The 14,890-nt window shown below is 37.5% G+C and carries 10 protein-coding genes; 3 read left to right on the forward strand and 7 right to left on the reverse strand.

The window, feature by feature from the left end; genetic code table 11:
• Positions 1 to 12: 12 nt before the first annotated feature.
• The 4 genes from TW85_RS19360 to TW85_RS19375 all read right to left on the reverse strand — a co-directional run bounded on the left by TW85_RS19360 (position 13) and on the right by TW85_RS19375 (position 5,429).
• Positions 13 to 495 carry a hypothetical protein gene (locus tag TW85_RS19360; RefSeq protein ID WP_046018853.1) on the reverse strand — a complete coding sequence of 161 codons (483 nt, stop codon included), beginning with the start codon at positions 493 to 495 and terminating at the stop codon, positions 13 to 15.
• Between the two features lie 117 nt (positions 496 to 612).
• Complete coding sequence (locus TW85_RS19365) at positions 613 to 2,130, reverse strand: SpoVR family protein (RefSeq protein WP_046018796.1); 1,518 nt, start codon at positions 2,128 to 2,130, stop codon at positions 613 to 615.
• Positions 2,111 to 3,403, reverse strand: a complete 1,293-nt coding sequence (locus tag TW85_RS19370; protein ID WP_046018797.1) for a YeaH/YhbH family protein — start codon at positions 3,401 to 3,403, stop codon at positions 2,111 to 2,113. Before TW85_RS19370 ends, TW85_RS19365 begins: the two co-directional genes overlap by 20 nt.
• A gap of 103 nt (positions 3,404 to 3,506) precedes the next feature.
• Complete coding sequence (locus TW85_RS19375; RefSeq protein WP_046018798.1) at positions 3,507 to 5,429, reverse strand: PrkA family serine protein kinase; 1,923 nt, start codon at positions 5,427 to 5,429, stop codon at positions 3,507 to 3,509.
• A 164-nt stretch (positions 5,430 to 5,593) separates the two neighbouring features.
• On the opposite strand from TW85_RS19375, the gene TW85_RS19380 reads away from it, so the two are divergent.
• The 3 genes from TW85_RS19380 (at position 5,594) to TW85_RS19390 (ending at position 9,937) form a co-directional block, all read left to right on the forward strand.
• Positions 5,594 to 6,199, forward strand: a complete 606-nt coding sequence (locus tag TW85_RS19380) for a flavin reductase family protein (RefSeq protein WP_046018799.1) — start codon at positions 5,594 to 5,596, stop codon at positions 6,197 to 6,199.
• Positions 6,200 to 6,225: 26 nt separating this feature from the next.
• On the forward strand, positions 6,226 to 8,844 hold the full coding sequence (locus TW85_RS19385) for a cyclic nucleotide-binding domain-containing protein (RefSeq protein ID WP_046018800.1): 2,619 nt from the start codon (positions 6,226 to 6,228) through the stop codon (positions 8,842 to 8,844).
• A 160-nt stretch (positions 8,845 to 9,004) separates the two neighbouring features.
• Positions 9,005 to 9,937, forward strand: a complete 933-nt coding sequence (locus TW85_RS19390; protein WP_046018801.1) for an exopolyphosphatase — start codon at positions 9,005 to 9,007, stop codon at positions 9,935 to 9,937.
• A gap of 122 nt (positions 9,938 to 10,059) precedes the next feature.
• On the opposite strand, the gene TW85_RS19395 is transcribed toward TW85_RS19390, so the two are convergent.
• Genes TW85_RS19395 through TW85_RS25650 form a run of 3 tightly spaced genes read right to left on the reverse strand, consistent with a single transcriptional unit; the run spans position 10,060 to position 14,725 of the window.
• The gene (locus TW85_RS19395; protein WP_238326267.1) at positions 10,060 to 11,757 is read right to left on the reverse strand and encodes a GGDEF domain-containing response regulator; all 1,698 of its coding nucleotides are present in this window, start codon (positions 11,755 to 11,757) and stop codon (positions 10,060 to 10,062) included.
• A gap of 29 nt (positions 11,758 to 11,786) precedes the next feature.
• The gene (locus TW85_RS19400) at positions 11,787 to 12,200 is read right to left on the reverse strand and encodes a response regulator (RefSeq protein WP_046018803.1); all 414 of its coding nucleotides are present in this window, start codon (positions 12,198 to 12,200) and stop codon (positions 11,787 to 11,789) included.
• Positions 12,201 to 12,220: 20 nt separating this feature from the next.
• Positions 12,221 to 14,725, reverse strand: coding sequence for a CHASE domain-containing protein (locus tag TW85_RS25650; protein WP_052702313.1), 2,505 nt, complete (start codon positions 14,723 to 14,725; stop codon positions 12,221 to 12,223).
• Positions 14,726 to 14,890 lie beyond the last annotated feature (165 nt).

The raw sequence follows: 14,890 nt of genomic DNA on the forward strand, positions 1-14,890 counted from the left end.
AAATATATTAAATTAGCAAAGGTAGGTAATTTCGTAGTACTTGGTCTCATGGCCAATCGCCACTTTTATTTCATCTTCAAGGAAGGATCCCATTAACGATTTCCCCATAGGTGAATTAGGTGTGATCAAAATACCATTCATTTCACCACACTCAAATGCTTGTCCACCAGCACAAGGCGATATGAAACAGTTCATCACTTTACCCGAGTCATGTGTTAAGCGGATCAAAGCCCCCATAGCAATTTCATCATCTTCTCTAAATACCTTAAAATCAGTAGCTAAAAAGTGTTTTAAATCATTCTCACATTCAATCACTCTCTGAGATTGCCCATGGGCTAAATAGGAAGCTTCTAAACCAAATGTATCGTATTTATTTTCTGCGACAGTTTCTTTATCCGTAGCCGCTTCATAGGCTTGAAGGGCTGCTGCCGCGGCAGTTTCAAACCGCTTTTCAAGCATGCTAACAATGGCATCAATTATTTGGGGTTTATTCATAAAAGAAATGTTGCTCAAGATATTAAACAACAAATGAGATCACATTCTAGGGAAGAGAATCAAGGGGAAAGCATCAGACATTAAATACTTTCCCCTAGTTAGTTTACTCAGTTTGTTTTACTCTGAATCGTCGGTACAGGTATAGCTTTTTACTAAGCCATCTTTGCCCCATGATTCCAACCTAACATCGAACCCCCATAAACGTCTAAAGTGCTTTAACACTTCAACTGTATCCTCATTAAGTGGTCGATCACCATTCATAGTGTGCTTTAATACTAAGCTCCTATCTCCCAAAATGTTTACTTTTTGCACCTGTATATTAGGCTCTCGATAGCTCAAGTTGTACTGTTGTGCCAATCTGTCTCTTAGTAAACGATAGCCTTCGTCATTGTGAATTTCTTTAACTTCAACAAAAGGATCTAACACATCATTTTCTAAGCCAAAAAAGCGGAAATCACGCATTAACTTTGGTGATAAGAACTGCAATATAAAGCTCTCATCTTTAAAGTTACGCATAGCAAAATCTAAAACCTCTAACCAAGGCTTATCAACATAATCAGGAAACCACTCCCTGTCTTCTTGTGTTGGGTTTTCACAAATTCTCTTAATATCGGTATACATAGCAAAACCAAGAGCATAAGGGTTAATGCCAGAGTAAAACTGAGAATCAAAAGAAGGTTGATAAACCACATTCGTATGCGACTGTAAAAACTCTAGAATAAAGCCATCTTCTACTAAGCCTTTGTCATATAAGCTATTAACAAGCGTGTAGTGCCAGAATGACGCCCATCCTTCATTCATTACCTGAGTCTGTCTTTGAGGATAAAAATATTGCGCCATTTTGCGCACAATCCGAACTAATTCACGTTGCCATGGTTTTAAAAGAGGCGCGTGTTTTTCTAGAAAATAAAGTAGGTTTTCCTGAGGCTCGCTAGGGAAAGACTCTCTAATATCTTCACCATCTCCAGGCTTATCAGACTTAGGGATAGTGCGCCAAAGGTCGTTAACTTGCTGTTGTAATTGATGCTCTCTTTCAGAAACTCTCGCTTTTTCTTCTTCTGCTGATAGAGGCACAGGACGCTTATACCTATCTACCCCAAAGTTCATCAAGGCATGACATGAATCTAAAGTAAGCTCAACATCTTCTATGCCATATTTTTCTTCGCATTCTTGAACATACTTCTTCGCAAATACAAGGTAATCGATAATAGCCGTTGCATCTGTCCAGGTTTTAAAAAGGTAATTTCCTTTAAAGAAAGAATTATGGCCATAACAGGCATGGGCAATTACCAAGGCCTGCATCATCATATTATTTTCTTCCATAAGGTAAGCAATACAAGGAGAAGAGTTAATCACTATCTCATAAGCTAACCCCATACGGCCGCGCTTATAGTTTTGTTCAACATCTAAAAATTGCTTACCATATGACCAATGGTGATAGCCCAATGGCATACCAACAGACGCATAAGCATCCATCATCTGCTCAGAACTAATCACTTCAATTTGGTTTGGGTAGGTATCCAAACCAAACTCTGCTGCTATCTTGCCGATTTCTTTGTCGTAGGTTTCTATTAAATCAAATGTCCAATCAGATCCTGTTGACAAGAAATTCCGCTTATTTTTGGCTTGACTCATGCAACCTCCTTTGGAACAAATCTCTAAATACCGGATAAATATCGGTCAGGTCTGTAATGTGGCGCATGGAAAAATAGCTAGGGTGTGTATTTTGAACCTGCTCGTAAGCATACCAAAGGCTCTGGTGGTTTCTTGGTGTGATTTCGATATAGGTAAAATATTGCACCTGATCAATAATGGATTCTTCCAAGATTTTACGACAAGTATCAGAGTCATCATCCCAGTTATCACCATCAGAAGCTTGAGCGGCATAGATATTCCAAGCATTGGATGGATATCTATCTTGAATGATTTTATCCATAAGCTTGAGTGCGCTCGACACTATGGTGCCACCAGTCTCTCTTGAGTAGAAAAACTCTTCTTCAGAGACTTCTTTTGCACTCGTATGATGCCGAATAAAGACGACTTCTATTTTTTCATAATTACGGCGAAGAAATAGATATAAGAGAATATAAAAGCGTTTAGCAATATTCTTAGTTTCTTGGGTCATAGAACCCGACACATCCATAATACAGAACATAACCGCCTGACTACTTGGTTTAGGCTCTTTGACATGATGGTTGTATCTAAGGTCATAGCTATCTAGAAAAGGGGTTTTATCAATTTTTTGACGCAACTGTTCAGCTTGTAATAATAATTCTTTCAGCAAGCTTTCATCTTTAAGAGCAGCATCTTTTTTTTCAATTTCTTCAATCTGCTCTTCAATTTCAAGTAAAAGCCGTTTTGAACTTCTACTCATAACAATACGGCGTGCTTGAGCATTTCGCATAGAACGCACTATGTTCAATTTAGATGGTGTACCGTCTGATACGATACCCGCATGTTTTAAAGAAAACTCTTTAATTTCTTTTAATTCTTTTTGCAAAAGGTTAGGTAATTCAAGGTCCTCGAAAACATAGTCGAGAAACTCTTCTTGTGAGATTTGAAAAACAAAATCGTCTTCCCCTTCCCCTTGATCACTGGCATCACCCGAACCACTGCCTTGCCCTCCACCACTAGGTGGCTTTGGAATACGATCTCCAGTGTTGAACTCTTTATTACCTGGGTGAACAATGGAGCCAGTTCCTCCTTGGCCATGACCAAAAGAAGGTTCGTGTATATCCTGTTGTGGTATGGTGATTTTTTCACCACGGTTCAAATCTTTAATGCTTCTTTCGTTAACAGCTTCTTCTACCGCTTTTTTAATATGCTTTTGGTAACGGCGTAAAAATCGCTGTCGGTTGACACTACTCTTGTGCTTTCCATTCAGGCGGCGGTCAATTATATAAGACATGGGCTCACCTCCTATGCAGCTTAAAGAAGAGACACTGGTTTCTCACCAATGCCTGAAATAGGCTAACAACACTTCCAACATAGGAAGTGTTGTTGGGTTTTCTTTACTGTGACTTACGCACTCTCAAGTACCACTCAGAAAGTAGTCTCACCTGTTTCTCGGTATAACCTCTTTTCACCATACGTTTCACAAACTCATTATGTTTGGTTTTATCTTCGGTCGAAGATTTCGCACTAAATGAGATAACAGGTAACAAGTCTTCCGTATTGGAGAACATTTTGCGCTCAATCACTATCCTGAGTTTTTCATAACTTAACCAAGATGGGTTCTTACCGTTGTAATTAGCTCTCGCCCTTAAAACAAAGTTAACCACTTCATTCCTGAAGTCTTTAGGGTTACTAATGCCCGCTGGTTTTTCGATTTTTTCAAGCTCATCATTGATTGATGCTCTATCTAAAATATCTCCAGTTTCAGGATCACGGTATTCCTGATCCTGAATCCAGAAATCAGCATAAGTTACATATCGGTCAAAAATATTTTGCCCATATTCAGAGTAAGACTCTAAATAAGCAGTTTGGATTTCTTTACCGATAAATTCGACATATCTAGGAGCGAGATACTCTTTCAAACTTCTTAAATATCTATCATGTCGTTCTTGGTCAAACTGCTCTTGATCAATTTGCTGCTCAAGAACATACATAAGGTGAACTGGGTTAGCAGCAACTTCAATTGGATCAAAGTTAAACACCTTAGATAAAATTTTGAACGCGAAACGAGTTGATAGGCCATCCATCCCTTCATCAACACCAGCAGCATCTTTATACTCTTGCAAAGATTTCGCTTTTGGATCCACATCTTTTAATGTTTCACCATCATAGATTCTCATTTTTGAGTAAACTGATGAATTTTCAGGCTCTTTCACCCTAGATAAGACAGTAAACTGAGCAAGCATTTTTAATGTATCTGGAGCACAAGGTGCCGATTTAAGAGAGCTATGCTCCAAAAGCTTCTGATAAATACTCATCTCTTCAGAGACACGAGTACAGTAAGGCACCTTGACGGTATATACCCTATCGATGAAAGCTTCATTGGTTTTATTATTCTTAAATGATTGCCACTCAGATTCGTTCGAGTGAGCTAAGATAATGCCATCAAATGGAATACCACCTAACCCCTCAGTACCATTGTAGTTACCTTCTTGGGTAGCCGTTAGAAGTGGATGCAGCACTTTTATAGGTGCTTTAAACATTTCCACAAATTCCATGATACCTCTGTTGCCTCGGCATAAGCCGCCAGAGAAACTATAGGCATCAGCATCATTTTGCTCGAAGAACTCTAGCTTACGAATATCAACCTTACCTACTAATGCAGATATATCTTGGTTGTTTTCATCACCAGGTTCTGTTTTTGATATAGCCACTTGTTGAAGAATAGAAGGATAGACCTTAACCACTTTAAACTGGCTAATATCACCGTTAAATTCGGTTAGTCGTTTTGTTGCCCATGGTGACATAGAACCTTTAAGGTAACGTCTTGGAATACCATAGACTTCATTAAGAATATCGCCATCTTCTCTGACATCAAATACAGACAGAGGCGATTCAAAAACAGGTGATCCTTTAATCGCGTAGAAAGGAACACTTTGCATTAATTCTTTTAGCTTTTCAGCAAGCGAGGATTTACCACCCCCAACAGGCCCAAGCAGATATAGAACCTGCTTTGATTCTTCCAAGCCTTGAGAAGCATGTGTTAAAAAAGCAACTATCCTTTCTATTGCTTCTTCCATACCGTAAAAAGCTTCAAAACTTGGATATTGTTTAATTAATTTGTTCGAAAAAATTCGGCTTAACCTAGGTTCTTTTGATGTATCTATGATCTTAGGTTCACCAATGGCTTTTAGCAGGCGCTCCGCAGGTGTTGCATACGCACCAACATCCGTTTTACATAGGTTCAAGTATTCGTCTAATGACATCTCTTCGTCTTGCTGAGAATCATAACGAGATTGAACATGGTCAAATATACTCATGTTATTGTCCCCTATAATCAAGATTACTCTTTGCCTATTATTGGCAAAGTTTTTGTTGATTCCATAACTAAGGTTTAGCACAGTCCGAAACTTCGGCAAGTCTATTAACAAATTGATGCAAAAAGAATAATGTTAGATATCGGGATTCAATTGAGAAACTAAGTATGATTTTTGAACTAGAAAAAATGTCGGCAAATCAGAGGTACCATTTAATCACTCAAACAGTGTTACCTAGGCCCATAGCATGGATACTGACAGCGAATGAAGAAGACAGCTTCAACCTAGCGCCTTTTTCTTACTTTGCCGCATTAAGCTCAGAGCCAGCTTTACTGGTAGTTTCCATAGGTAACAAAGAAAAAAACCTGAACAAAGATACAAAAACCAACTTATTAAGAGATAAAGAATGCATTTTGCATATTCCTAGTGTGCAAAATGCAGAAGATGTTAATACAAGTGCAGCAACCTTAAAGTATGGTCAGTCAGAAGTGAGTGAACAAGGGTTAACGCTCACCCCTTTTAGCCCAAATTTACCGAGATTATCGGATGCTAAAGTTGCCATGCACTGTCGCTTATATGATGTACATCAACTAAGTGAAAACCAAAGTGCCTGCTATCTAGAAGTGCTGAACATTCATGTTGAAGATTCAATCCTAAGTGAAGCCGAAGGCAGATATTTTATAGATAGTTTAGGTTTATCGCCCCTAAGTCGACTAGGCGGTAGTGATTATGGTGTTTTAAATGAAAAACTAACCCTTAAAAGACCCAGCTAAATTTAGTCATAAGAAGAGGACGTTCTGTGAATTTAACAAGGCAAATTAAGCAACTGCCCTTTATTGAGAAAGCAGCACCAGAAGTCATTAGCAGTTTAATTCAAATTGCCGACATTATAGAGCTGGAAAAAGATGAGTATTTAGTTAAGCAGTTTGATATTGGCCAGCATTTATATTTTCTTCTATCTGGGGAACTCGGCACACTTATTCCACTAAAAGAAAATAATGTTGAGCACAATATTGGCAGTGTCAAAATCAAGAACACTCCCATAGGCTGGTCTGCATTTAGATCACCTGCTCGCTATACAACAACTTACATAGCGAATAAAAAAACACAGTTACTAAGGCTGCCAATACAGCCCCTCACCACCTTAATTAATCAAAACCCTGAGTTCGGCAATGATATCTTGTCATTTATCTATACTTCTTGCCTGCCCGTATTAGAAGAGGTTCAAAACCAAACACGCCCATTTTTCTCGAACGAAAGTTTAGCCTTTGATGAAACGAGACCCTTAGAACCAACTAGTCATCATAAATTTTCTGCCCAAGAGGCGTTTGACTTAATTAAGTCGAGCGCATTTTTTGAAGGCTTTAACCAACAAGAAAAACGCATTTTCAGTAAATCTGGTAGTTTTTTCTTAGTGAATCAAGGCGATATTATTAGCCAACAAGAAAAAGTATCAGATGGCCTATACCTTTTGATCAAGGGTAAGGTCATTGTTAGTTACCAAACAAATAAAGGCAGAACCTTAACCACACGAACGATATCACGAAGGGGGACTGTACTTAGTTGGACAGCGCCAAATCAAAATATTAATAATCGAACTTCTATCATAGCTTCCAGAGATAGCAGCATCTTGTATATCTCCCAAGAAAAGCTAGATCAACTGTTAGAGATGTCACCTAAGATTAAACATAAGTACTGGTATCGCTTAATTTGGTTAGTCGGTACACATTTGTTGGCAGCAAGGATGAGGCTCTTATCCCAAACCCTTAATAACGAAGTCACAGCCGTAAGTAATGTTATTGCACAAAATGCGGCACTATTATCGGTCAGCTCACCCTTATATAAAATCAGCGAACTACTTAAGAGCCAGATCACCACAAATGAAGCCTTTGGCCTCTTATATCAAAGCCTTCACTTTGGCAGTGCTTTAGAAAAAACCATTGCCGGCATGTGTCTTGATATTTTAAAAGATGTGCAAAGAGAAAATGGATTTTATCTACAATTACAAAAGGCCTACGACAGAGTCAAAGAACTGGACTCAGATACCCCTAAAATGGATATCAGGCGTGAGAATGCCCAACTATTTAAGCAAGCCTTTGAAAAAGTCCCTTATGTAATTAAAGGTTTAGAAAACCTTCCCAAAAAAGCGGGTAGCCTGTTTATATATAACCACCTAGCCAATGCTGAAAGCACCACCTTACCTAACGGTTTTAACTTTCCTTTAGATGCTCAGTTTATAAGCTCTTTAATCATAGATAACCAGTATGGTGTGACAGGGTTAAGGGTCGTTGGTCGTAGCCAAAAAAATGAATACTGGCGGGACGATTATTACCACAAGTTTGGCCATATCTTTGTTGATAGTTGGCAATCATTAAGCCAGGATGACACGGCAAATAATAGCTTTCTTCAAGATGCAACGAATGTCATCAATGATCATATCCCTTTACTTATTTCCCCTGAAGGCGCGCGTTTTTCAACGGAAGACTCTCCTTCTACTTTTGGTGAGTCTGCCTTTTCTTTAACTCAATCAAACCTGTTAAATGAAGAACCTTGGATTGTACCTATTGCCGTTGCAAACTTTGATAAGCGAGTCGATCACACCATATATTCTGTCGTGATCAAGCCTGCATTTAAACTTTCGGATAGAGTTAATCTTACCCGCAAAGATGCACTTTCTAAGTTTTTGAAGAAATATCAAAGTGAATTTAAAGGCTATGTTAATGAAGCTAGGCAGCTTGCTAGAGAAATAGCCATTACGCCTTCTTTGAGCCACCAGCCCGGATATCGCTCTAATATGTTAAAGCTCAATCAAGTTGAAGCTGAGTTCGAATCGGACGTGAGAGCCCTAGAAAGTCAGCTTGCGCAAATATCCAATCAAAGCCAAGCAGTCGCATTTTATGGTTCTTCTACCTTCAAACTCTGGGATGACCTACGACATAATCTAGGCCATATAAACACAGTAAATCTTGGGTTTGGTGGCGCAACGCTTGAAGCTTGTGTCTATTATTTTGAGCGTTTAGTGGTAGCTCGTCAGCCAAAATCATTGGTTATTTACCTAGGTGATAATGATATAGGTAACCGACAAAGTTATAACCAGATCACAGAGCACTATATTCAGCTGTTAGAAAAAGTTGATCAACACTTTTCAGACCTTCCTGTTGCACTTGTCAGTGTTAAACCAAGCCCAGCTAGGATGAAGCATCATGAAGAAATCATTGAAGTGAATAAATTGTTGGAGAGATTGGCTTTCACTAGGCCCAATACAGAATTTATCGATATTTACTCAGCCTTTATCAAACAGGATAAAAGCTTAAAAACTGAACTTTTTTGCGATGATGAATTACACTTAAACAAAAAAGGATATGAAGTGTTGAGTCAACATTTATTAGCATTTGAAAACTTTATTTTTCATAAATAAACATGACTTTTTATAGATATTCTCTTTATATAAATCAATACCTTATATAAATGAATGAAATTTGAATTTAACTATTATTATATTGTTTGTATGGTGAACTCACTATATTCTTTAATCTATATGAAAGTAGCACTCTCTATACAACTATTTGGAAAACATCATGTCTGAAACAAAATTTCGCCTTGTTACCCGTAGTGATTTCGATGGTTTAGTCTGCGCCGTCCTCTTAAAAGACCTTGATATTATTGATGATATTTTATTTGTTCACCCTAAAGACATGCAGGATGGGAAAATAGAAATCACAGAAAACGACATCACCACTAACCTACCTTATGTGGCGGGTTGTCATCTGGCTTTTGACCACCACTTAAGCGAAACAGTTAGAAATGATGCGGATATTAAAAACCATATTATAGATGCAAACGCGCCATCGGCAGCCAGAGTGGTATACGACTATTATGGTGGTTGGAAGAAATTCCCAAGCATCTCAATTGATATGATGGACGCGGTTGATAAAGGCGATTCAGCCCAGTTCTCTGAGGAAGAAATCATTAACCCACAAGACTGGGTATTGCTTAACTTCATTATGGACGCGAGAACAGGCTTAGGTCGTTTTAGAGATTTCCGTATTTCTAACTACCAGCTTATGATGAAGCTAATCGACTATTGTAAGAACCATACCATCGAACAGATTCTAGAGCTGGAAGATGTGAAAGAAAGAGTCGAGCTTTATCGTCATCATGATGAACAAGCTAAGTTGCAAATTCGCCGTTGTGCGACACGTCATGACAACCTGGTTGTGCTTGACCTTCTAGATGAAGAAACGATTTATGCAACTAACCGTTTTATCATCTACGCACTCTTCCCTAACTGTAATATTTCTATCCATAAACTATGGGGCCTAAAAAAGCAAAACACGGTTTTTGCAATCGGTAAATCCATTCTAGATAGAAGCTCTAACACCAATGTGGGTGAATTATGCCTAGCCTATAATGGCGGTGGTCATATGAATGCAGGTACTTGCCAAGTAGCAAATGAAGAAGCAGATCAAGCGTTAGCGGATATTATTAAAACCATTAATCAACATGGCTAGGATAAGAAAGTGATTAGATCACAAGCTTGCTAGTTAAAATCTGCAAATACAAACCTGATAGCTCTATCAGGTTTGTATCAGGATCAATAAGCCTCAATTTTGAAGTAAACTTATAAATGAGCTTAATCATCTAATTGCAGATAATCCTGCACTATTTCCTCATAGCCTTTAGCTTCAGAAAAATAAAAGCCCTGCATCAAGTTAATACCAAGTTCAGAACACACGGCAATATGCGCTTCCGTCTCGACACCTTCTGCAACTACCTCACGCTTTAACAGCTGTAACATGACAGTTAGCCCCTTGATTAAAGCCATATTTTGGCTGTCATTTAGATTTTTCGGCATTAATGAACGATCAAGTTTAATCAAAGAAATAGGATACTTTTTCAAATGGTTAACAGAAGAAGAGCCTTTGCCGAAGTTATCCAATGCGATTTTACAGCCCAACTTATCTAGCTCTCTGATAATGTTAATTGAGTGATGTGATTTTTCGGAAAAAGCACTCTCAGTTAACTCAAATGCAACTAAACTAGGAGCGACCTTATATTCAATTAGACACTTTTGAATATAATCCACTAATTTAACATCGTGAAACTGGATAGTAGACAAGTTGATAGTCATCACCAGCAAGTTTTCCCTGCCTTGATTAAATTTACCCAAAGAAGAGATAGCTGTTTTTATTATCCAGCGTCCAATACTAACCATTTGTTGAGTTTGTTCTGCAACGGGTACAAAGTCTCGTGGTGAGCGTAAGCGACCATCTACTCCCCAGCGTATCAAAGCTTCAAAGCCAAATAACGTCTTATTCTTAGGATTAAGTATGGGTTGATAATGTAACAAAAATTGCCTTAACTCTTGAGCTTGCTTTAACTCTTTCTCTAATAGTGCACGTAAATAAAACTGCTCTTGCATCTCTTCTTCAAAAAAACAAACTCGGCTTCGGCCTAATTTCTTCGCTCGATACATAGCAATATCTGCTTGTTTAAAAAGTTCTTCAAAATCTGTGGCGTTATCGGGATAAATTGAGATGCCAACGCTGGCTGTTGAGTGGATTTCAGATTCATTAATCAAGAATGGCTTGGTTAAGGTTTCAACCACACGAGTAGCAACCTTACTGGCGTCCTCAGCTGTATCTAGGTTAGATAAGCAAATACTGAATTCATCACCACCTAGCCTTGCAAACAGTTCATTGCCTCTTAGACAAGATTTAATACTATCAACAACTAATAGCAGTAACCTATCACTAACATCATGACCATAGGTATCATTAATGAATTTCAAATTATTTAAATCAATTAATAAAAGAGCAATTTTATGCTTATCTCGAATGTTGTTAACGATATTGATTCTTAAGGAGTGTTCGAAGTAAGCCCGATTAGAAAGACCTGTTAAAGGGTCAGACTCAGCCAAAATCTTAACTTTTTTATAACTTTCGGCTAGCTGCTGCTCTAACTCAAATCGCGCTTTCGCTTGAAGTACTGCCCGCCTTAACCTGACACCTGTTACTTCAGATTTCATTAAAAAGTCATGTGCACCAGCTTTTAAACAATCTATTGCAAGCTGCTCATCTTCTGACGAGCTCATCATAACAATCGCAGTATTTGAACTTGTAGGTAACTGAGTAAGTTCATAAATCATCTCTGTGCCATCACGTTCAGGCATACGATAATCAAGCAAGATAATATCGTAAGAATGCTCTTGATAGAGATCGAGACCCTCATCGACCGTTTTAGCTGTATCAATAGAAACATCTAAGTGGCTCTTCCTAAGTGCTCTTAAGACAAGCTCCTGATCAACCTTATCATCATCTACAATCAACACATTCAAGATGACTTCCTTAAAAACAGTGGTTACACTGATTTAGGAAAATGGGCAATTTTCATGTAAGCCCCTAAGAATTCAACAATGGAATCATAACCCGTTCCAACTTCATTTTTGATAAAATAACCTGCCACATTTTTATCAAAACTTAGCGCAATGTCTTGCTCAGATTTTGACGTCGTTAGAACATATACTATGCTTTGTTTAAATTTCTCATACTCACGTAAATAAGTTAAAAACTCTAACCCATCCATCATTGGCATATTTAAATCCAAGAGAATGATAAAAGGATAACCTACAACTCCCATTTTCAATAAACTCAGAGCTTCCTTACCATTTTTTGCTCTTACTATTTCATTTTTTAACCCAACTTTCACAAAGCTTCTTTTAATTCCTATCGCATCAACATCATCATCTTCGATTAATAAAATTGTAATACTCATTTTAACCTCAATTTAAAGCGTTATTGATTGGGTAATGGCCAACGAATAATAAAAGACGTCCCTCTCACACCATCGGATTCAATGGATAAATCACCATTGTAGTGATTGATTATTCTTTTCGCTAAAGCTAGCCCCATACCACTTCCTTCTACATCATCCCTAGGTTTAAGTGTTTGAAACATTTCTAATACTTTTTTATGCATTTCCGGTGGAATACCTGGACCATCATCGGTAACTGTAATAATTTGATCTGTATCGGTTTTATTAAATTTAATTTCTATTAAACCTTTATCTTTATCATGATGTTTCACAGCATTAGATAATATATTTCGAATAATAATTTCAAATGGCACCCTAGGAATTAATAAATATGAGTTAGATGAAATACACGTAAATTCATCTGGTTTATCAATTAAACTAAACTGATCGGAAACAAGGTGCTTTAACTCAAGTGCTTCATATTTATATTCATAGCGACTAACACGGGAGTAATTTAGTAAATCATCTAAAAGCCTTATCATACGGCTAGATCGGCCTATCATCAGGCTTAAGTGATTTTTAGACTCTTCTGGTAAGACTTTCTCACAGTCCTCTTCAATCCAGTGAGCCAGTTGTTGAATTGCATTTAATGGCGATTTCAAATCATGAGATGCTATATAGGCAAACTGCTCTAGGTCTGCATTGCTCTTCTCTAATGCTTTATTTTGCTGAATGAGGTTTTGTAAAAGCTCTTTTTCTTTTTGAATATCTACAATATGAATAACAATATTAGAAATAACATTATTTTTATCAATTACTAATGCTGCGGTCAGTAAGCCCCAAATATAGCTGCCATTTTTATTGATAAATTGACTTTCAACATGAATAGAAGACTGCTTACGCTTTAGCATATTTTTTATCATGTCATTAATTATCAAAGAGCCTTCATTCGATAATATCTTATTAAAATTTTCATCTATCAGGTCGCTCCGATTAAAACTTAACCATGAGCAAATCGATTTATTTAATTCAATAAATTCTAGGTTTAGATTTAAAATAGCAAATCCAGTTGAAGAAGCATTCACGGCCGTATCCAATAAGGCCTCAGAACTTTCTAATGCTTTCTCGATTTTCACTTCATTCGATAGGTCACGAATAAGAACAATATAATAATTAGTAGAATTTGAACTGGCTTTAGTAATGGTTAAATCTATAGGTAACAACCGTCCCTCTTTGTTAGCAACATTAATAACTTTTTTCTCTTCGTAGGTGTGCTTACCTTTCACATTTAAGTAATGTTTCTCAACACTATCTGATGTAACTAGGTTAGGATCAGGTACCACGGATATGTCTTGACCAATCACGTCAGACTCTTTAAGTCCTAATGCAATTTCTGCTGCTTTATTAAAACTTAGAATTTTATTTGAGTTATCAATCGTAATGAGTATGTCACGCATACTATTAATGGTTGTTGTGAGCTTTTTCTCACTCACTTTCAATTCGCGGGTCATCTCACCCGCATAAAGAATGGCTTTTTTATTCGATCTGGCCAGTACAATGAATAGAATAAGCAACATAATATCAATGCTAATACCTCCTATTAGAATCATCATAGGTTGATCATTCGAAACTTGATGCCGAAAGAGTATTGTTGATTGCATTTCAAAAGTCCAACTACGGCCATACATATCAACTTCAAATGTTTTCGAAAATAAAGGAGACACATCATATCCTTCAGAGTTTGGCTTTAACTCATCATAAAGAAGGTCTTCCCCATCACTGATTTTAAAGTTAACAAGTCGATTTTCATTTTTTAGTGTGCCTCGCATAAGGTTTTCCATGATAAAAGGCGCATAGACATTAGCGATAAAAGATGCGCGTCTTAAAGGAATACTGTTAGGGGGCTGAACAAATTGATAGTAAGGTGCGAAAAACAAAAATCCCGGCGTTTTTTTCGCATCTTGAACGAGAATAATCGGCCCAGTAATCTGTGCCGATGCGGTATCCCTCGCTTTTATCGAGGCTGTGTGGCGATTTTTTTCATGGGCCATATCTAAACCCACAGCCTTTTTATTGAGTTTAACAGGCTCTATATGGGTAATTGGCCAATACTCATTTTTATCGTGGGTCGGGTAAATTTGGTAATCAGGCCTAAGTTGTCTTTGTTCTTCAAGATAATCATCCAACTTATCGGGTGCGACATAATCTATAACACCAATACCATTAATACCTGGGTACTTTTCTTCAATCGATAAAGCGTTAGCAAAGGCATTCCATGTTTTAGTATTAACAACTTTGTTTTGGGAGTGTATGGCAGCAACACCGGCCCACAAAGCATCTTCATATTTCAGCATTCTTTCTTTTACGAGTTCGACCAAAAGGTCTGACTGGAAATCAAATTGGATCTGACTTTTCTGATCCGCTAGACGAGATGTCACTTGCCAAGCACTCAAGGTTAAAACGAGAGATAAAACAACAACTAACCAGTGGTACCAATGTAGTTTCCCACTGCCTTTATGTAACGCATTTTCTGACTTCTTTATCATAAACAGCCTTAACTAAGCCTTTCTTTTTAAATGCCTGATAAAGTTTTCTTATCTAAGACAATCAAAATTTTTTTGTCTTAGTAAATATTAGTAGGGATTTAAAAAAACACATTGATAGGAAGGATTTAATGCCGTGGAATTACAAAAAATTATATATCTACAACA

It is taken from the genome of Marinomonas sp. S3726 (genome assembly GCF_000967665.1).
GTDB lineage: Bacteria > Pseudomonadota > Gammaproteobacteria > Pseudomonadales > Marinomonadaceae > Marinomonas.

Excerpts from the sequence above, each read along its gene's own strand:
- TW85_RS19360 (WP_046018853.1), bottom strand. The coding sequence starts at position 495 with ATGAATAAACCCCAAATAATTGATGCCATTGTTAGCATGCTTGAAAAG.
- TW85_RS19365 (WP_046018796.1), bottom strand. The coding sequence starts at position 2,130 with ATGAGTCAAGCCAAAAATAAGCGGAATTTCTTGTCAACAGGATCTGAT.
- TW85_RS19370 (WP_046018797.1), bottom strand. The coding sequence starts at position 3,403 with ATGTCTTATATAATTGACCGCCGCCTGAATGGAAAGCACAAGAGTAGT.
- TW85_RS19375 (WP_046018798.1), bottom strand. The coding sequence starts at position 5,429 with ATGAGTATATTTGACCATGTTCAATCTCGTTATGATTCTCAGCAAGAC.
- TW85_RS19380 (WP_046018799.1), top strand. The coding sequence starts at position 5,594 with ATGATTTTTGAACTAGAAAAAATGTCGGCAAATCAGAGGTACCATTTA.
- TW85_RS19390 (WP_046018801.1), top strand. The coding sequence starts at position 9,005 with ATGTCTGAAACAAAATTTCGCCTTGTTACCCGTAGTGATTTCGATGGT.
- TW85_RS19400 (WP_046018803.1), bottom strand. The coding sequence starts at position 12,200 with ATGAGTATTACAATTTTATTAATCGAAGATGATGATGTTGATGCGATA.
- TW85_RS25650 (WP_052702313.1), bottom strand. The coding sequence starts at position 14,725 with ATGATAAAGAAGTCAGAAAATGCGTTACATAAAGGCAGTGGGAAACTA.